This is a genomic window from Vibrio sp. 1727 (assembly GCF_033344415.1).
GTDB lineage: Bacteria > Pseudomonadota > Gammaproteobacteria > Enterobacterales > Vibrionaceae > Vibrio > Vibrio alginolyticus.
This window is the reverse complement of the sequence record NZ_JAWPOT010000029.1, coordinates 13,874-31,922: the sequence shown is the minus strand read 5'-3', so window position 1 is coordinate 31,922 and position 18,049 is coordinate 13,874. Positions and strand designations below refer to the sequence as shown.

At 46.0% G+C, this 18,049-nt stretch carries 14 protein-coding genes; 3 read left to right on the top strand and 11 right to left on the bottom strand.

Annotated elements, in window-relative coordinates; genetic code table 11:
* Nucleotides 1-135: 135 nt before the first annotated feature.
* The gene (gene crp, locus R8O10_RS21110; RefSeq protein ID WP_005381432.1) at nucleotides 136-768 is read left to right on the top strand and encodes a cAMP-activated global transcriptional regulator CRP; all 633 of its coding nucleotides are present in this window, start codon (nucleotides 136-138) and stop codon (nucleotides 766-768) included.
* A gap of 136 nt (nucleotides 769-904) precedes the next feature.
* On the opposite strand, the gene R8O10_RS21105 is transcribed toward crp, so the two are convergent.
* The 6 genes from R8O10_RS21105 to R8O10_RS21080 form a co-directional block, all read right to left on the bottom strand.
* Nucleotides 905-1,696 (bottom strand): DUF1338 domain-containing protein, encoded by a 792-nt coding sequence (locus tag R8O10_RS21105; RefSeq protein WP_262602825.1) that lies wholly within the window; start codon nucleotides 1,694-1,696, stop codon nucleotides 905-907.
* A gap of 248 nt (nucleotides 1,697-1,944) precedes the next feature.
* The gene (astD, locus tag R8O10_RS21100) at nucleotides 1,945-3,402 is read right to left on the bottom strand and encodes a succinylglutamate-semialdehyde dehydrogenase (protein ID WP_005381424.1); all 1,458 of its coding nucleotides are present in this window, start codon (nucleotides 3,400-3,402) and stop codon (nucleotides 1,945-1,947) included.
* Nucleotides 3,403-3,430: 28 nt separating this feature from the next.
* The gene (gene astA, locus R8O10_RS21095) at nucleotides 3,431-4,450 is read right to left on the bottom strand and encodes an arginine N-succinyltransferase (protein WP_005381422.1); all 1,020 of its coding nucleotides are present in this window, start codon (nucleotides 4,448-4,450) and stop codon (nucleotides 3,431-3,433) included.
* A 109-nt stretch (nucleotides 4,451-4,559) separates the two neighbouring features.
* Entirely contained in the window at nucleotides 4,560-5,771 is a 1,212-nt protein-coding gene (locus tag R8O10_RS21090) for an aspartate aminotransferase family protein (protein WP_005381420.1), read from the bottom strand.
* Nucleotides 5,772-6,132: 361 nt separating this feature from the next.
* A complete protein-coding gene (locus R8O10_RS21085; RefSeq protein WP_065274924.1) occupies nucleotides 6,133-6,720 on the bottom strand; it encodes an aminodeoxychorismate/anthranilate synthase component II in 588 nt (195 codons plus the stop codon).
* 189 nt (nucleotides 6,721-6,909) lie between these two features.
* Entirely contained in the window at nucleotides 6,910-9,894 is a 2,985-nt protein-coding gene (locus R8O10_RS21080) for an ExeM/NucH family extracellular endonuclease (protein WP_318191701.1), read from the bottom strand.
* A gap of 544 nt (nucleotides 9,895-10,438) precedes the next feature.
* Between R8O10_RS21080 and R8O10_RS21075 the strand changes: the two genes are divergently transcribed.
* The gene (locus tag R8O10_RS21075) at nucleotides 10,439-10,813 is read left to right on the top strand and encodes a hypothetical protein (protein ID WP_064354374.1); all 375 of its coding nucleotides are present in this window, start codon (nucleotides 10,439-10,441) and stop codon (nucleotides 10,811-10,813) included.
* Nucleotides 10,814-10,869: 56 nt separating this feature from the next.
* On the opposite strand, the gene trpS is transcribed toward R8O10_RS21075, so the two are convergent.
* The 5 genes from trpS to nsrR form a co-directional block, all read right to left on the bottom strand.
* Nucleotides 10,870-11,886 (bottom strand): tryptophan--tRNA ligase, encoded by a 1,017-nt coding sequence (gene trpS, locus R8O10_RS21070; RefSeq protein ID WP_005381398.1) that lies wholly within the window; start codon nucleotides 11,884-11,886, stop codon nucleotides 10,870-10,872.
* A 116-nt stretch (nucleotides 11,887-12,002) separates the two neighbouring features.
* Nucleotides 12,003-12,689 (bottom strand): phosphoglycolate phosphatase, encoded by a 687-nt coding sequence (locus tag R8O10_RS21065; RefSeq protein ID WP_005382834.1) that lies wholly within the window; start codon nucleotides 12,687-12,689, stop codon nucleotides 12,003-12,005.
* A gap of 110 nt (nucleotides 12,690-12,799) precedes the next feature.
* Nucleotides 12,800-13,543 (bottom strand): 23S rRNA (guanosine(2251)-2'-O)-methyltransferase RlmB, encoded by a 744-nt coding sequence (gene rlmB / locus R8O10_RS21060; RefSeq protein WP_005381395.1) that lies wholly within the window; start codon nucleotides 13,541-13,543, stop codon nucleotides 12,800-12,802.
* 70 nt (nucleotides 13,544-13,613) lie between these two features.
* A complete protein-coding gene (gene rnr, locus R8O10_RS21055; RefSeq protein WP_017821742.1) occupies nucleotides 13,614-16,121 on the bottom strand; it encodes a ribonuclease R in 2,508 nt (835 codons plus the stop codon).
* 115 nt (nucleotides 16,122-16,236) lie between these two features.
* Nucleotides 16,237-16,662: a nitric oxide-sensing transcriptional repressor NsrR gene (nsrR, locus tag R8O10_RS21050; protein WP_005381392.1), complete on the bottom strand. Its 426-nt coding sequence runs from the start codon at nucleotides 16,660-16,662 to the stop codon at nucleotides 16,237-16,239.
* 157 nt (nucleotides 16,663-16,819) lie between these two features.
* Between nsrR and hmpA the strand changes: the two genes are divergently transcribed.
* Entirely contained in the window at nucleotides 16,820-18,004 is a 1,185-nt protein-coding gene (gene hmpA / locus R8O10_RS21045) for an NO-inducible flavohemoprotein (RefSeq protein WP_005381390.1), read from the top strand.
* The last annotated feature ends 45 nt before the right edge of the window (nucleotides 18,005-18,049 follow it).

Below are 18,049 nucleotides of genomic sequence, written 5' to 3'. Positions count from 1 at the left end.
AAAAGGATACTATTTCTTACCGAAACACAAGAGAGCTTGCAGCATATAAAAAGTGCTCTTATTCTAGTAGGCCTAATTCAGGCTTAGCTAAAATATGGATAGCGCAAGCGTACCCTGCAGAGGAAGTGAGATATTATGGTTCTAGGTAAACCTCAAACCGACCCAACATTAGAGTGGTTTCTTTCACACTGTCATATTCATAAGTACCCTTCAAAGAGCACGCTAATTCACGCGGGCGAAAAGGCAGAAACTTTGTACTACATCGTTAAAGGTTCTGTTGCGGTTCTTATCAAAGACGAAGAAGGTAAGGAGATGATCCTTTCTTACCTAAACCAAGGAGACTTTATTGGTGAACTTGGTCTATTCGAGGAAGACCAAGAGCGCACAGCTTGGGTTCGTGCTAAATCTCCTTGTGAAGTTGCTGAAATTTCTTTCAAGAAGTTCCGTCAGCTTATCCAAGTAAACCCAGACATCCTAATGCGTCTTTCTGCGCAGATGGCTCGTCGTCTTCAAGTAACTAGCCAAAAAGTGGGTGACCTGGCGTTCCTAGACGTAACTGGTCGTATCGCTCAGACGCTTCTGAACCTTGCGAAACAACCAGACGCAATGACTCACCCAGACGGCATGCAAATCAAGATCACTCGTCAAGAAATCGGTCAAATTGTTGGCTGTTCTCGTGAGACAGTAGGTCGTATCTTGAAGATGCTAGAAGAGCAGAACCTAATCTCTGCTCACGGTAAAACCATCGTGGTTTACGGTACTCGTTAATCTCGAACTAGAGTGACACGAACAAAATTATAAAAGCCACCAATGGCAACATTGGTGGCTTTTTATTTGCTCATGACCAAATGAGATAGGGTGCAGCGAACACTAATGAGTAAGCTTAACAGGTTAACCCTAAAACTTAGCCATTCGTACTTTCAAAGATTTTGTCAGCTGAAGCGGCCACGAAACCTGGGTACAAATCACCATTTTCCATCGGATAGCGCTTAGCAAATTCATAAAACCCGCCAGGGATAATTTCAGTGCCTTCGCTAAAACGAACCACTACTTTATCTGCCATGGTCGATGACTGCTCTAGCAACACCTCAGGAGTGCCCTTCACTTCACCACCATTTTCATTAATGGTAAACCCAGCGGTACGCAGATGATCGTTTACCTGCTTCACTTCTTCATATTCATTGAGCTGGTTAACGCTCACCGTGAAGTGGTTTGCTCCGTAACCATGCGCCGCAAGCCAAGATGCGTACTCACTTTCTTTAGCCAACGTTTGGTAATCAGCAAAGCTTAAATCCCACAAGCGTCCACCATGTAAGAATGCGCTATCGTTCAGCTTGTCAGCATCGACTTGTGCCACCAAATTTTTCACAATCTCTTGTAGCTCAGACGAGCACTCTTCAACTTTTAGCTCACTAATAAATACTTTAGGTTGCTTCGGATCTGGGTGCTCATAGTGCTTAGCAACCAGCTTTTTGCTTTCGAAAACGTAATCACCACACGCCTTGTAACCAATAGCTACAAATGGCTTAGCTAGAGTTTCAATACCAAGAGGCGCGATATTGAAGGTACGTAAAGCTATATGATCATTAATCAGAGGCTCATCTTCTTGAAGCAGCTGATGCACTTTAGCAGCCGAAGGGCAAAGACGTTGAATGTAATCTTGCCATAGCGATTCAAATAACACATCGGGCGTCATAACGACTCCTTGTTACGAGATGTAGAGTTTAAAGGTAAGCGGAAGTTGGCTGCTCGTTCACAACAAAAGTTGTCCAGAATAATGAACGAGCAACCATCAACCTGTGACGGTAAATGCCAGTCAGTCAACACGCTTTTCCGAGTCTTTGCTCACTTTTCGTGTTCTGCCAACGATCACTACAACCCATACCTAAATGATGCGCCGGCAAGGTGAGCCGCAATGCATAGTTGCGACTCTATTATTAAAACTTATAGCGCTACACCTGGACTCAATGTTGCAGGCAAGACAGTTTCTTGACCTTCCATTGATGCCATTGGGTACGCACAGTAATCTGCTGCGTAGTAAGCGCTTGGGCGCAAGTTACCCGACGCTCCCGGACCACCAAATGGCGCATCACCACTTGCACCAGTGAGCTGGCGGTTACGGTTCACGATACCTGCACGAATGTGGTCAACGAAGTATTCCCATTCTTGGTCGTCGGTTGAGACCAAACCAGCAGATAAGCCAAAGCGCGTATCGTTTGCTAGCGCCACGGCTTTGTCTAACCCTTCGTAACGCACCACTTGCAGAAGTGGGCCGAAGTATTCTTCATCTGGTAACTCAGCAATGTTCGTTACATCAATGATGCCAGGAGAAACAAACGCCGCCTCTCCTGCTTTCGCTTCAATCAAGCTTTCACCGCCAAGAGACTGTAGATTAGCTTGTGCATCAAGAATAAACTTGGCTGCCGCGACCGAAATTTGCGGTCCCATAAATGGCGCAGGTTCTGCAAATGGTTGGTCTACGCGAATATTGCGTGTCGCTTCAACGAGTTTGGTGATAAGCGCATCGCCTTTTTCACCCAATGGCACATACAAACGACGAGCACACGTACAACGCTGCCCAGCACTGATAAACGCTGACTGGATGATGGTGTAAACCGTGGCATCCAAATCACCATATTTATCAGAGATCACCATAGGGTTATTACCACCCATTTCTAGTGCGAGCATCTTGCCCGGTTGACCCGCAAATTGACGGTGTAATACATGCCCCGTATTCGCGCTACCCGTAAACAGTACGCCATCAATGCCTTTTGCGTCAGCTAGGGCGATACCAGTTTCTTTCGCGCCTTGAACAAGGTTAATCACGCCTTTCGGCAGACCGGCTTCTTCCCATAGCTTCATTGCCAATTCACCCGTCCATGGCGTTTGCTCAGACGGTTTGAAGACTACCGTGTTACCAGCCAGTAGCGCAGGCACAATGTGACCATTTGGTAGGTGGCCTGGGAAGTTGTAAGGACCAAACACCGCCATCACGCCCAATGGGCGGTGGCGCAATACGATTTGGTTGCCTGCTGCTTCACGGCTCGCCTCACCAGTGCGGTCATGATAAGCGCGAATCGAAATGGCAATTTTACCTGCCATGGCTGCTGCTTCAGTGCGCGTTTCCCAAATCGGCTTACCGGTTTCTTTGGCAATCACTTCGGCGATTTTTTCGCTGTTCTCTTTTACTTTCTCCGCAAAAGCCAACACGATTGCCTCACGCTCTGAAAATGGACGCTTTTTCCAGTCAATAAACGCTTCACGCGCTGCAGATACCGCCTGGTTCACCTGCTCTGCCGTTGCACCTTTGCCTTGCCAGATCACTTCTTGGTTGTACGGCGACAGAGACGTAAATGCTTCACCCTGACCTTGTACCCATTCACCTGCAATCCAATGTGTCATTGTTTCTATCCTTAAATTCTGTCGTCTGTTACTGCGGAAGAAGGCGGACGAAATCCCCTTCTTCAACCGAAAGTGCATCCGCAACGTCTGGTGCAATCATCACGCTTTGTGTTTCTGCGTCATACGCCGCTTTAGTGACTGTCGCACGGAAGTTCTCGAAAGATGAATTACACATCAAGAAGTCTTGTGTGCTGGAATGTTCAGAGATTTTGACTTGCGCGCGGAATGAATGACGTACCGACTCAATATTACGCAGATCACACTCAACCGTTGGGCCACCGTCGAAGATGTCGACGTAGCCTCGGTTGGTAAAACCTTCACGCTCAAGCAGCTTCAGCGCTGGACGCGTGTTGTCATGTACTTGACCAATCACGGCTTGCGCTTCTGGGCTGAGCAGATTGATGTAAATAGGCAGTTTCGGCATCAAGTCGGCGATAAAGCCTTTCTTGCCGATACCTGTCAGGTAATCTGCAAGAGTGAAATCGATAGAGAAGAAATGCTCTTGAAGCCATTGCCAGAATGGTGAATTACCCTCGTCGTCTGAAACGCCACGCATCTCCGCAAAGATCGTTTCAGAGAAGCGCTCTGGGTGCTCTGCCATCATTAGGAAACGACACTTCGACATTAGACGACCATTCAGACCTTGGCGGAATTTCTCACGCAAGAACAAGGTACAAATTTCGCTGTTACCCGTGTAGTTATTACCAAAAGTAAGCAGTTTAACGACGTTGTTAACGCCAAGCTTTGGCGACGAGTGCACAACTTTACTAATGTGATATGAGTAAAATGGGACATCCCAGCCGATAGATGCTTCGATTCCGGTGGTACCCGCAACCTCACCCGTTTCAGAGTCAAAGCCAACCATCAGGTAGCCTTCATCGCCTGGTTCTGCCACATCTGGCTTACCAAAGCTGTACTCTGAATGTTTGATTCGATTGGTTAACAGTTCTTCGTTAACCGGTAGAGATGTAAATCCGTGACCAGACTCCACCGCACAAGTGTGCAGTGCGTCGTAATCCGACATCGCGATAGGGCGAACTACTAGCATCAATACTCCCTCCAGATGCAAGAAGATCCTAACTATATTGTAGGAACAATTCCCCCATCAGAGATCCTTGACGGGGGTGTCTGCGTTGACGTTTAAACTGATATCGCGCTTAAACTAAAGTCGCGATCGCTTTATCCAGTTTCGCCAAGCCTTCTTCAATTTCTTGTTGTGTGATAACGAGTGATGGTGTGAAACGTACGACATTGGCACCCGCAACCAATACCATGAGACCTTGTTTACCTGCAGCAACCAGCACGTCACGCGCACGGCCTTGCCATTCTTCATTTAGTGCAGCGCCAAGTAATAGGCCTTGACCGCGCACTTCTGAGAAGATGTTGTACTTCGCGTTGATCTTCTCTAGACCTTCACGGAACATTGCTTCGCGTTCTAGTACACCAGCCAAAACCTCTGGCTTAGTGACTTCATTTACAACCGCTTCTGCAACCGCACACGCTAGTGGGTTACCGCCATATGTAGAACCGTGAGTGCCCACTTTCATGTGCTCTGCCAATTTTGCTGTCGTTAGCATTGCACCGATTGGGAAACCGCCACCAAGTGATTTCGCAGTACTTAGAATATCTGGCGTGATACCTAAACCTTGGTAAGCGTAGAAGTTACCTGTTCGGCCATTACCAGTTTGCACTTCATCGAAGATCAGTAAGGCGTTGTGTTTGTCACACAGCTCGCGAACCGCTTGAGCGAACTCAGGCGTTGGTGGCACGATGCCGCCTTCACCTTGTAATGGCTCCATCATGACCGCACAAGTACGATCAGACATGTGTGCTTGTAAAGCTTCGATATCGTTGTAAGGAAGGTGTGTCACGTCGCCTGGCTTAGGACCGAAGCCGTCAGAGTATGCCGCTTGGCCACCAACCGTTACGGTAAAGAATGTACGACCGTGGAAACCTTGTTTGAATGCAATGATTTCAGATTTCTCAGTGCCATGAACGTCTGCTGCATAACGACGTGCCAGCTTCAAAGCGGCTTCGTTTGCTTCTGCGCCAGAGTTAGCAAAGAACACTCGCTCAGCAAAACTCACTTCTGTTAGCTTTTTCGCCAGACGAAGGGCTGGTTCGTTCGTCATAACGTTACTTAAGTGCCAAAGCTTGTTAGCTTGCTCTGTTAGTGCGTTTACCATTACTGGATGACAATGGCCAAGACAGCTCACTGCAATACCACCAGCAAAGTCGATGTATTCATTACCTTCCTGATCCCAAACACGTGAACCTTCACCTTTAACAGGGATCATTTCCATCGGGTTATAGCAAGGTACCATTACCTCATCGAATAAACCGCGCTCTACTTTAATTTCCGTTGTCATTGCACATTCCTTCTTGATACCGCATGCGTAGCAGATAAGCGAATTTAACCGGCTCTCTTTGCCAGCAAATAATGTTTTGCATTTAAGCTATTGCGGCATTGTATTTACATTTAATTAACCATTTCAATAGTGATTTATTCTTTTCGTTCTCGAAAGTAACTTCCATTAATCACTGCTTATGACTATTTATGCATCAAGAAAGTAAAATAGAGAAGTGATTTTTTATAAATGTTATGTAATACAGGGGATAGAAGGTTTTAAAAGACATGAATAGACAAAGAGACTCGAGAGAATCGCATAGTTTTGCAATCCGCTCACCTCAGCAAAAAGATGAATGATTTGTTAAGAAAAGTGATCGCGATCAGATCGTTTTGCGTGCTAAAAAGTTCGCAAGCAACTCGTGACCTTGCTCAGTTTTGATTGATTCTGGGTGGAACTGCACCGCATCAATTGGCAAGGTTTTATGTTGGTAACCCATTATTTCATCCATGCTTCCGTCAGGCAGTTCTGTCCATGCAGTCAGTTCAAACACGTCGGGTAAAGTACCGTTTTTCACCACAAGAGAGTGATAACGGGTTACCGTGAGTGGGTTATTCAGATTTTTAAACACACTACGACCGTTGTGACGAATTGGTGAGGTCTTACCGTGCATCACTTGTCGTGCACGTACCACTTCGCCCCCAAACACTTGCGCTATCGCTTGATGGCCAAGACAAACACCCAATATTGGAAGCTTACCAGCGAAGTGTTCTATCGCTTTCAGTGAAATACCTGCTTCGTTCGGCGTACATGGCCCTGGCGAGATCACCAAATGAGTTGGGTTGAGCGCCTCAATGCCTTGGATATCGATTTCATCGTTACGCACCACCTTTACGTCTGCACCAAGCTCGCAGAAGTATTGGTAAAGGTTGTAGGTAAAAGAGTCGTAGTTATCGATGATCAACAACATAAAGGGTCGGTTGCTCCAATCCGTTTTGGCAATGCTTACGTAGTGAATCGCCACGTTCGTGACAATCAAGGGCGGTATTTTGCTATACCAAGCAAGAAAGGCAAGTTTTTGCTGAATAAAAAGGCCAGCATAGGCTGGCCTTTGGTCTTTACAGCTATTTAGGAACTGTTTGTCAGAAAGTAAATTCGCTTAGCGGCGACGACGGAATAAGCCGAGACCTAGCAGCGCAAATAGCGCGCCAAAACCAAACGAACCACCATCTGAATCCTTCGACCCTTCTGTTTCAGTTTCAGTTTCAGTTTCAGTTTCAGTTTCAGTTTCAGTTTGCGTCATTGAAACATCACGAACAGAGCTAAACTTCACGATATTGCCTGTCGAGTCAGTCACTTTCTCTTCTAACTGATAATTACCTTGCTCTGGCGTTTGTTCAAACTCAATATTCACGCTACGCGCATCAATATCAGCTTGAACTAAAGTTTGGCTAGCCGAGTAAGCTTTCGTATCGCTGCTTGCCGCAGCCGCTTGTGTGGATGGCGTTAAGTTCACCGTAACAATATCACCTACAACCGCCGTTGGTGGTAAACGGACATCGACGGCTAAGTTGTCACCTGCTTTCGGTAAATCGATGTCATCATCTGGTAAATCAATCGCGATGATCACTGGATCGTGATCAGAGGCAGAGAACGCATCTTTGTACTTCGGCATATCACCGGTGTACTTGCTGCTGTATTCGAACAAGTTACTCTCTAGTGAGTTGATGTGCCAATCTTCAATTGCTACCACTTTTTGCGCTAGGCTGCTGCTTGCCAATGCGTGGTCCAAATTACCCAGCTCGCCCGAATAGGTGTAAGAAAACGTATCAGTGCCGTGCAGCAACGTGTTTAAATTGTGCAGACCATAACCTTTTTCAATTTTGGTCTTCTCTACTTGAAGTTCACCATCACCAATGGTTGTGTAAGCAGCAGTATAAATGTCACGGCCGTATTTCTCTTTCGAGTAATCAGTCAGTGTCAGAAGTGGGTCTTCCATGCCATAAGCATTGAGGTCGCCCATGAGCAATACATCGCCTTTCACCTCTTTCAACGCTTCACCCACTGCGTGCGCAGCAGAAACGCGGAAGTTGTTACAGTTGCCTTGCAGATCCGCTGGCTCAGAATCTTCTACACCGGCAATCCACTCTTCAATACACTCAGAGCCTTTCGACTTAAAGTGGTTTACGACAATAGACAAATCTTCACCCGTCTCTTTCACCATAAAGGTCTGAAGTAGACTGTGGCGTTGGTACTTATCGTAAGCAGGGTTACTTTCTGTGCCCTCTTTACGAGTAATTGTGTTTTCTGCAATGTGCTGCTCTGGCGTGATGATCACTTTTGCAGCGTCTTTTGGCGTTACAGCGTTAGCACGATATAAAATCGCCACCATGATCGCATCACTGCCAAAGTATTCGTCTTGGTATTTGTCTTGCTCTTCGATTTCGACATACGTGTAATGATCTTCAGCGTCATCAATCTCAGCATTTAGGGCATCAACTAAGTTTTGGATAGCACTGCCATCACCAAAGCCGTTGTTTTCCACTTCCATCAAACCAATAACGTCTGCGTCCATCTTGTTCATCGCCGCAACGATTTTCGCTTGCTGGATCAGGAATTCGTCTAGATTAGTCGCACCACGGTTTTGTCCGGTTGGGTTTTCATGACCACTGTCAGCCACGGAGTTGAAGTAGTTCAGTACGTTGAAGCTTGCAATACGCAAATCTGAGTCCGCAATCGCTGGGGCATCTTTACGAGCCACATCGAAACCCTCACCTGAAGTCACAAAGTTGGTGTTATCGACTTCATTGGTCGCAATCAGGCGGTATTCGTTGTAGCTGTAAGCCACCACGCCTTGCAGACCTTCTACTCGCGAACCAAGGCGAATGTGCTGCTCTGAAGAGCCATCTTGGTCTGCATCTTTAGCAAAATCTGGGTAGTATGGGATTTGTCCGTTTGGTGCTTTGCCATCTGATTCTAGGTATACGCGGTTCGCTGCGTTGTCTTTTGCTAGCTTAACGGCTGCATCGCTCTCTGCCGCGTGTAATTGAGTCGGCTTTAACAATGGCGCTTCATGAGAGAGCATCATATTGTTACGACGTGAATCGTAGTCGTAAGAGAAGTTTCGAGTTACAAACAAGTCACTTGCCGAGGTCAACTCAACTTGCATCCCTTCATGACGCTCAAGCGCATCACGTAGTGTCTCACCTTCTTTGATAACAAGATCGGTAACTCGAGGGGTTTCAGAGGTGCCTGTTTTCACATAGCTGTTAGCATCAGAAGCAAGCTGAGTATTGCTGTAATACTCTTGAACTTTACCTTTCACACAAACAACGTCACCAGCTTTCAGCGCCGTGTCCGCCGCGTCGGTATGAATGAACAAGCCTTCTGAGGTCTTGTCGTTGTTGTCGCTTTCTAATGCTTGTAGGTAGAAACCTTTGGTGAGGCCAGTAGTAACAGCAGTCACGACACCCGTTACGAAATGATCTTCGTCAGTAATGTATGGGTAACCATCAATGAATGGAGACGTATCGCCTTCACCTTGAATATCTTGGATGGTAGTGAAGTTAGGTTGCTGACCGTCGACTTCACAAGCGAATGGTGCTGGTGGCTCAGTCGCATTTAGCTCACCAAGGCCGTCAATGTTGTCTTTCTCAAATGCCGTCCACTGAGATGCATCATAAGTAGCAGAAGGGGTTAGTGCATCACTGTTACGAACTAATGTGGTGTCTTTACCAAAATCTACGTCACCCATCACACCGATGATGTCGTGCACTTCACCATCTTTAAGCAGTGCGATCGGGTCGTCACCGTTAAAGTTCGCAACGCTTTTATCTGTGATATCCGAGACAGCTTTGATGGTATCGCTCGCGTCACCATGCGCCAGTACATACACTTGGTTAGCTTGTAGCGTCACTTGGCTAAGGTCGAATGTGCTACCCCAAGTACCACCACCGTTTGATGATTTCGCCAACTCGTAGCCAGTGAGTGTCACCGCAGTATCACCCGTATTAGCGATCTCTACCGCTTTATTATAAGCGCCGCCTTCTACGTATTGGGAAATAATAATCTCTGCGTTCGCGTTTGCACTAAGTGCACTGGCGATGGTTAATGCGAGTATTGAGGGTTTGATTAACGTGTCCATTGTCATACCTGATATTTATGTAAATGCAAACTTAGCTCTGGTTAGAGCCTGCCATTTGCGTCTACTATCAGGTTTATTTATGAAATAAATAAGAATGAGTAATTAAAGCAGTGAAATGAATCACATGTGAATATAAGAAAATATGCCAGAGCATCCCATTCAAACATTTTTTGTAATAAATACAGAGCGCTATTGATAAACAAGTCAGAATTTAGATTGATTACTCAGTTTACTTTTTCACTTCATGTTAAGGAGTAGAAAATACATCACTTGTTGAGTTGCTTATTAACCCAACCGTTCCTGTTACAAATAAAAAATATAATTAGTCACTAATTTAGAATGCTTTAATTTTCACTTGTATCACTGTTCAAGCCCAAGAATCTATTACTCGCTTCGTTCTCTCTTATACAGGCCCCTCATACTTCAAAGTTTTCATGATTTATTCAATAACTTTTCATTACTCACTAGCCAAAAACATACACAAAAGATATAACACCTGCGCGAGACAATAAGATCTCATTAGCTGTAAACCCAGGAACGACAAATGAAAACAATTCAACGCAGTGTGCTAGCTCTCTCCCTACTTGGCTTGATAGCGGGGTGTCAGTTGACCGCCAGTGAGCCACTTCAACCTACGGCGAATCAAGACATCATCGAATCAGCCAAAAATGAACTGGATGGTATTGAAGAGCTAGAAGTCAGTGACGAGGGTGTTATTACCTTTACTCAGCGTCTAAGAACGCCAGGAACCTACTGGATTCCAGCGAGAATTAAAGAACTCAGCTACGATATATCATGCGTACAGCTTAGTTACTTCATTGATAGAGGCATGGTTGTGAAGTCTGCCTTTCTAGGAGCTCGAGGACGTGTTGAATATTACGACATGGAACGCTGTATGAAAGACACACCATTTCAGTAATACAGGCATAAAAAAAGCTCCACCAAAGTGGAGCTTTTCGTATTCGTTCTTAGCAACTATGGGCGAGCTACAAAACCTACTGCTTCGTATGCTTTCTTAAGCGTTTCAGCCGCTCGTGCCGAGGCTTTCTCAGCGCCTTGCTGCATTACCTCGTCCATGTAAGCACGATCAGCGCGAATACGGTGATATTCTGCTTGAATTGGCTCAAGCATTGCTACAACTGCCTCACCAACATCTTTCTTAAATGGGCCATACATTTCTACGCCTTGGTACTTCGCTTCAATCTCTTCGAAGCTCATGCCTGTCGCCGCAGAGTACAGACCCATTAGGTTAGCAATGCCCGCCTTGTTCTCGATATCATGACGGATACTTGGTGGCGTTTCGGTATCGGTTTGCGCTTTGTTGATCTTCTTAAGGATCGACTTAGGCTCTTCCAGCAGCGTGATAACGTTCTTACGGTTGTCATCAGATTTAGACATCTTCTTCGTTGCGTCTTGAAGGCTCATTACACGCGCATTTACTGTCGGAATGTAAGGCTCTGGAACTTGGAAGATTGGCTGCTCTGGCGAGTAAATATTGTTGAAACGCGTTGCGATATCGCGCGCTAATTCTAGATGTTGCTTCTGGTCACTGCCTACAGGTACTTGGTGTGCACCGTAAAGCAAAATGTCAGCCGCCATCAACACCGGGTAGTCAAATAGACCGACGTTTACGTCATTCGCGTAACGTGCCGATTTGTCTTTAAACTGAGTCATACGGCTCAGCTCACCCATTTGAGTGTAGCAGTTAAGAAGCCAACCTAATTGAGCATGCTCTGGTACATGTGACTGAACAAATAGCGTGCTCTTCTTCGGGTCAACACCAACTGCCAGACAAATTGCCAGTGCGTCTAGAGTTGCTTCATGCAGCGCTTTAGGGTCCTGACGAACCGTAATCGCGTGAAGGTCTACCACACAATATTGGCAATCATAATCGTCTTGCATCTGCTGCCATTGACGTAGAGCACCCAAGTAGTTACCGATACTTAGTTCACCTGAAGGTTGAACACCACTCAATACAATGGGTTTGCTCATTAGAATGATTCCTTTGACTTCTTAATCTAATTAAATGAAAAAAACCGTGCAGTAATAGGTGCACGGTTTACTCAGTGTACTCATTAACGAGTATTTTGGAAGCTCTTTTGTAGCCGTTATGCAGAAACCGCTACAACGTCCAATAATTCTGCCAAACTGTCAGCGACGAAATCTGGATTTGATGCTGAAATAGGTTCACCGTGGTTGTAACCATATGTCAGACCAAATGAGGCACAGCCTGCATTCTTTGCTGCGAGAATGTCGTTTTTCGAGTCGCCAACCATCAGCATTTCACTTGGTTGGATTTGGTGCTTTTCCATCAACCAGTTCAATGCTACTGGGTTTGGTTTTTTCTCTGGGAATGCATCACCGCCAAGGACATCAACGAAGTATTTTGCGATGTCGTGCTTTTCCAAAACGTCAGGCACAAACTTTGAAGGTTTGTTAGTCACCAACGCCATAACAAAGCCCGCTTTGTGCAGCTCTGCTAGTGTCTCTTTTACCGTTGGGTAAAGATGACTTAGCTTGTGACCGCTTTGCTCGTAGTAATCATCAAACAATACACGCGCTTTAGCACGAAGCTCTTCACTCAGCTCTGGGTTGATGGTCAGGCTTTGGCTTAATGAGCGACCAATAAGCACGTCTGCGCCGTTACCCACATAATCACGAACTTGTTCTTCTGAAACCGATGGAAAGCCAAGCGCCTGTACTGCTTGGTCTGCCGCGACAGCTAGATCTGGCACGCTATCAAGCAAAGTACCATCTAGATCGAAGGCGATGAATTTAATGTCTTGTTGAGTCATAACTTCCCTGAGGATTTTTATTTATAAATCGGTGAAAACGACAAAGGATGGCACCCCATCCTTTGTTTTTATCATTATGTCTAATTCTACAGTAACTGTTTGTTTCGTCGTTACTTTGCAGCAATACGCTGACGAACTGCCTCAAACAAACAGATGCCGGATGCCACAGATACGTTCAAGCTTGAAACGCTACCAGCCATTGGGATCTTAATCAAATCGTCGCAGGTTTCACGAGTCAGACGACGCATACCGTCACCTTCAGCCCCCATTACGATAGCAAGAGGTCCAGTCAGTTTGGCTTGGTAGATGTCGTGAGTTGCTTCACCCGCAGTACCAACAAACCAGATGCCTTTCTCTTGCAATGTACGCATAGTACGAGCCAAGTTAGTCACTCGGATCAATGGTACGACTTCAGCTGCACCACAAGCGACTTTACTTACCGTCGCATTCATTGGCGCAGAACGATCTTTCGGTACGATGATCGCCGCAGCACCTGCCGCATCTGCGTTACGTAAACACGCACCAAGATTGTGTGGATCGGTCACGCCGTCTAACACTAATAGCAGTGGTGATTCGTGCTGCGCCAGGATGTCATCTATATCGTTCTCATTCAGCTGCTTCGCTGGTTTCACACGAGCAATGATGCCTTGGTGATTTGCACCGCGCGCTTTGTCATCCAAAGTTTTACGTGTCATCTGCTGAATAGAAACACCACAAACCTGAAGATCATTTAGGATTGGCATTAGGCGATCATCTTGACGACCTTTTAAAACGTACGCCTCGATAAAACGCTCTGGTTCGCGCTCCAATACCGCCTTCACTGCGTGAATGCCGTAGATAAATTCGTTACTCATTGTTTAACCTGTTGTTCTGGTCGTATTGCCTGCGCCAACCAAGTTTGAACTAAGTTGGCGCTTCAACCTACTACTGCGCTTCTTTTTTAGTGCGCTTGGTTTTCTTCGGCTTACTGTGCGGCTTCTTTTTACGTGCTTTTTTCACTTTAGGCTTCTCGTTGCCTTCGGCGTCACCACGTTTTGGGCCATTACGCTTACTCGTTGCGCCCGTTTCTTCTGGGCGTTTAGTTGGCTCTATCGCAGGAACTGCACGAGCCGCGCCACCTTCCTTCGATGAAGAGCGAGTCGCAGCGCGTTTTTTATCTTTCGCTTTGCGCTTTGCTTCCGCTGCGCGTTTCTTCGCAGTCTTACCTTCGCCGCGTAGCTTACGACTTGTTTCGACCAATTCAAAGTCAATTTGCTTATCATCGAGGTTAACAGCCAGTACTTTTACTTTTACTGCATCACCTAAGCGGTAGATGTTACCGAAACTTTCACCAATAAGTCGTTGACCAATCGGGTCAAATTGATAGTAGTCGTTCGCAAGGGTAGAAATATGTACCAAACCATCGATGTGCAAATCCGTTAAACGTACAAAGAAGCCAAAGCTAGTGACATTAGCAATAACACCGTCTAGTTCGTCACCGACGTGGTCTTGCATATATTCACACTTCAGCCAATCCGCAACATCACGTGTTGCATCATCAGCACGGCGCTCTGTCATCGAACATTGTTCGCCGTAAAAATCCATGTCGTCAAACGAGTAATGATAGCCACCTGTTGGTGTCCAGCGATCTTGATTACGACCTTCTTCTTTAGCAATCAGATACTTGATTGCACGGTGAAGTAACAAGTCAGGGTAACGACGAATTGGCGACGTAAAGTGCGCATAGCGTTTCAATGCCAACCCAAAGTGCCCCGCGTTATCTGCGTTGTATACCGCTTGCTTCATTGAGCGTAGCAGCATGGTCTGAATCAACTCTTGATCTTGACGCCCGGAGATTTGACGTGCGAGATCAGCATAGTCCGTTGGTGAAGGCTCTAAACCACCTTTTAGCTCAAGACCAAGTTCACTTAAGAAGTCACGGAAACCTTGCAGGCGTAATTCACCTGGAGATTCGTGGATACGATAAAGCGCGGGCTCTTTCGCTTTTTCTACCAGCGATGCCGAAGCAATGTTGGCTAAAATCATACATTCTTCGATGATCTTATGCGCGTCATTACGAATTACTGGCTCAATGCTTTCGATTTTACGTTCCGCATTGAAAATAAATTTGGTTTCAACGGTTTCAAATTCGATTGCACCGCGTTGATCTCGTGCTTCTTTCAGCACTTTGTACATCTTGTGCAACTCTTCTAGATGAGAAACAAGCGGCTGGTAGCGCTCACGTAGTTCTTCATCCCCTTCTAGAATCGCGCTCACTTTGCTATATGTGAGACGAGCGTGCGAGTTCATCACCGCCTCGTAATGCTTGTAACCAGACAGCTTACCTGTATCGGAAATGGTCATTTCGCACACCATACACAAGCGATCTACTTGCGGGTTAAGCGAACATAGACCGTTCGACAGTACTTCTGGCAACATTGGCACAACTTGCGAAGGGAAATATACTGAGTTACCACGATTGATCGCTTCTTTGTCCAACGCAGAGTCAGGACGAACGTAGTAACTGACGTCAGCAATCGCTACCCATAAACGCCAACCACCTTCTTTGTTCTTTTCACAGTAAACGGCATCATCAAAGTCTCGTGCGTCTTCGCCGTCAATGGTCACTAGTGGCAAATCACGTAGATCCACACGACCAACTTTCGCTTCTTCTGGTACTTCTTCGCCTAAGTTTTCGATTTGTTTATCGACGGCTTCTGGCCATTCGTGAGGGATTTGGTGTGTACGAATCGCAATTTGTGTTTCCATACCTGGTGCCATGTTTTCACCAAGGACTTCAACCACTTTACCCATCATGCCGCGTGAGCGTGAGCCACGATCAGTAATTTCAATTACGACTACGTTACCCATGCGTGCACCCGCTTTGTGCTCATTTGGGATCAGGATATCTTGGCTGATACGCGAGTCATCTGGGACAACATAGGAGTATCCATATTCAAGGAAGAAACGACCAACGATTTGATCATTGCGCTCCTCTAGCACACGCACCAAACGTCCTTCACGGCGGCCGCGCTTGCTGTTGTCTGTCGGTTGCACTAAGACAAAATCACCGTGGATGATGTTCTTCATCTGATGGTGCGGTAACAGAATATCATCATCCTTGCCGACGCTGCCTTCTGGACGTACCCAACCATGGCCATCACGATGACCAATCACGTAACCTTTCACCATTTCAAGTTTTTCAGGCAATGCATAGCACTGACGGCGGGTAAACACCAGTTGGCCATCTCGCTCCATCGCACGTAGCCGACGACGCAACCCTTCGTATTGCTCTTCGCCCTCAAGCTTTAGTGCCTCAAACAAGTCGTTACGATTCATTGGAACGCCCGCTTGCTCTAGAAACTCGATGATAAACTCTCGGCTTGGAATTGGATTTTCGTAATTTTTGGATTCACGATCTGCAAAAGGATCGTTTGGAATATTGTCTGACATAGGCACGCCTATCTAGCAAGGAAGGTATATGGCTAGTATATCTGAGTCTCTCGATAAGCTACAGAATTGCTTTGAAAAAAGAATGATCGAGATCGACTCTAGGCATGCAAATGAGTTAAGGACGAGCCAGCAAGATCAGAAGTTCAGAATTGTCACTGAGCAAGGATTCAATCGTGCAGTCATCCAACTCCGCCAGAAAGGCACTTTTTGCTTTCGCCAATTTATCTTTGAGGCGGCAAGCAGGGGTAATATGGCAAAAATCCACACCACAGTTGACTAAATCTAACGGCTCTAAATCGCGCACAACACCACCGACTGTGATTTCAGACGCTGGCTTCATCAGCCGGATACCACCGTTTTTTCCGCGCACGGTATGGACATAACCCAACTGCCCTAACCGATTGATAACTTTAACCATATGGTTGCGCGACACACCAAATAAATCCGTCACTTCGGTAATGCTGGTTAACTCATCTTCCGGCAACGAAGCCAAGAAAATTAAGGTTCTCAACGCATAATCAGTGAAACTAGTTAACTGCATATTCTCTCCCAAAGTGCGACTCAATAACCCACTGGTGATGCTAAAACCCCAAACTTGAGCTATCGATAAAAGTGTAAATCTTTTCTTGATCGAAAGATACATTTGAGATACAACTTTAAACATGCATTATAAATACAACTTAAAGTAGGAAGCCCTTATGCTCAGCAATCAAACTATCGAGATCGTCAAAGCGACCGCACCACTCATCGCCGAAACAGGACCAAAACTGACCGCGCACTTTTACGAGCGTATGTTTACTCATAACCCTGAGTTGAAAGATATTTTTAACATGAGTAACCAGCGTAACGGCGATCAGCGTGAAGCATTATTCAACGCTATCTGTGCCTATGCTGCCAATATTGAAAATTTGCCAGCTCTGCTTGGCGCAGTAGAGAAAATTGCGCATAAGCACACGAGCTTTTTGATCACAGAAGATCAGTACCAAATCGTTGGTAAGCATTTACTTGCTACAATCGATGAGCTTTTTAATCCAGGTCAAGAAGTGTTGGATGCTTGGGCTGAGGCTTACGGCGTACTTGCGAATGTATTTATTCAGCGCGAAGAACAAATTTACCAACAAAATGAAGCTTTGGAAGGCGGCTGGCGCGGTCTACGCGAATTTGAATTAGTCGATAAAAAGATTGAGAGCGAACACATTTGCAGCTTTGTGTTCAAGCCAACCGATGGCCAAAAAGTGGCGCCGTATAAACCGGGACAATACCTTGGCATCTACATCAACAGTGACCAGTTAGAAAACCAAGAAATTCGCCAATATAGCCTGTCTTCTGCGGTCCAAGAGAACACCTACCGTATCTCAGTAAAACGTGAAGAAGGCGGAAAAGTGTCGAACTACCTGCACGATAGCCTGAACATTGGCGAAAAAGTGCAGCTTGCGGCCCCTGCCGGTGATTTCTTTATGGATGCCGAACCACAAACACCCGTTGTTCTAATTTCTGCTGGTGTGGGACTTACTCCAACGCTGTCAATGCTAGAAAGTCTCTCAGCACATCAAGCACCTGTAACTTGGGTTCATGCAACAGAAAATGGCCAACAGCATGCTTTCAAGCAACACGTAAACCAACTCGTTGCAGAAAAAGAAAATATGAACGCGCTCGTTTGGTATAACCAACCAACGGCAGAAGACAAGCTAGGCGAAGACTTCCACTTCACGGGCTTTGTCAATCTGTATGAAATTGAAGCTGCATTAAAGCAAGATAACGTGCAGGTATACTTCTGTGGTCCTGTAGGATTTATGCAGCACGTAGCGAAACAGCTATTAGAACTTGGCGTACCAGAAGAGCAATTCCATTACGAATGCTTCGGTCCACACAAAGTGGTTTAAGCGCTACCAACTATCGGGAAAACAACAAAGCCCACGTGACGTGGG

What these genes read in the sequence shown, in the direction of transcription:
- R8O10_RS21080 (WP_318191701.1), bottom strand. Translation starts at nt 9,894, where the DNA reads ATGGACACGTTAATCAAACCCTCAATACTCGCATTAACCATCGCCAGT.
- R8O10_RS21085 (WP_065274924.1), bottom strand. Translation starts at nt 6,720, where the DNA reads ATGTTGTTGATCATCGATAACTACGACTCTTTTACCTACAACCTTTAC.
- nsrR (WP_005381392.1), bottom strand. Translation starts at nt 16,662, where the DNA reads ATGCAGTTAACTAGTTTCACTGATTATGCGTTGAGAACCTTAATTTTC.
- R8O10_RS21065 (WP_005382834.1), bottom strand. Translation starts at nt 12,689, where the DNA reads ATGACTCAACAAGACATTAAATTCATCGCCTTCGATCTAGATGGTACT.
- crp (WP_005381432.1), top strand. Translation starts at nt 136, where the DNA reads ATGGTTCTAGGTAAACCTCAAACCGACCCAACATTAGAGTGGTTTCTT.
- R8O10_RS21105 (WP_262602825.1), bottom strand. Translation starts at nt 1,696, where the DNA reads ATGACGCCCGATGTGTTATTTGAATCGCTATGGCAAGATTACATTCAA.
- trpS (WP_005381398.1), bottom strand. Translation starts at nt 11,886, where the DNA reads ATGAGCAAACCCATTGTATTGAGTGGTGTTCAACCTTCAGGTGAACTA.
- rlmB (WP_005381395.1), bottom strand. Translation starts at nt 13,543, where the DNA reads ATGAGTAACGAATTTATCTACGGCATTCACGCAGTGAAGGCGGTATTG.
- R8O10_RS21090 (WP_005381420.1), bottom strand. Translation starts at nt 5,771, where the DNA reads ATGACAACGGAAATTAAAGTAGAGCGCGGTTTATTCGATGAGGTAATG.
- astA (WP_005381422.1), bottom strand. Translation starts at nt 4,450, where the DNA reads ATGCTAGTAGTTCGCCCTATCGCGATGTCGGATTACGACGCACTGCAC.
- astD (WP_005381424.1), bottom strand. Translation starts at nt 3,402, where the DNA reads ATGACACATTGGATTGCAGGTGAATGGGTACAAGGTCAGGGTGAAGCA.
- R8O10_RS21075 (WP_064354374.1), top strand. Translation starts at nt 10,439, where the DNA reads ATGAAAACAATTCAACGCAGTGTGCTAGCTCTCTCCCTACTTGGCTTG.
- hmpA (WP_005381390.1), top strand. Translation starts at nt 16,820, where the DNA reads ATGCTCAGCAATCAAACTATCGAGATCGTCAAAGCGACCGCACCACTC.
- rnr (WP_017821742.1), bottom strand. Translation starts at nt 16,121, where the DNA reads ATGTCAGACAATATTCCAAACGATCCTTTTGCAGATCGTGAATCCAAA.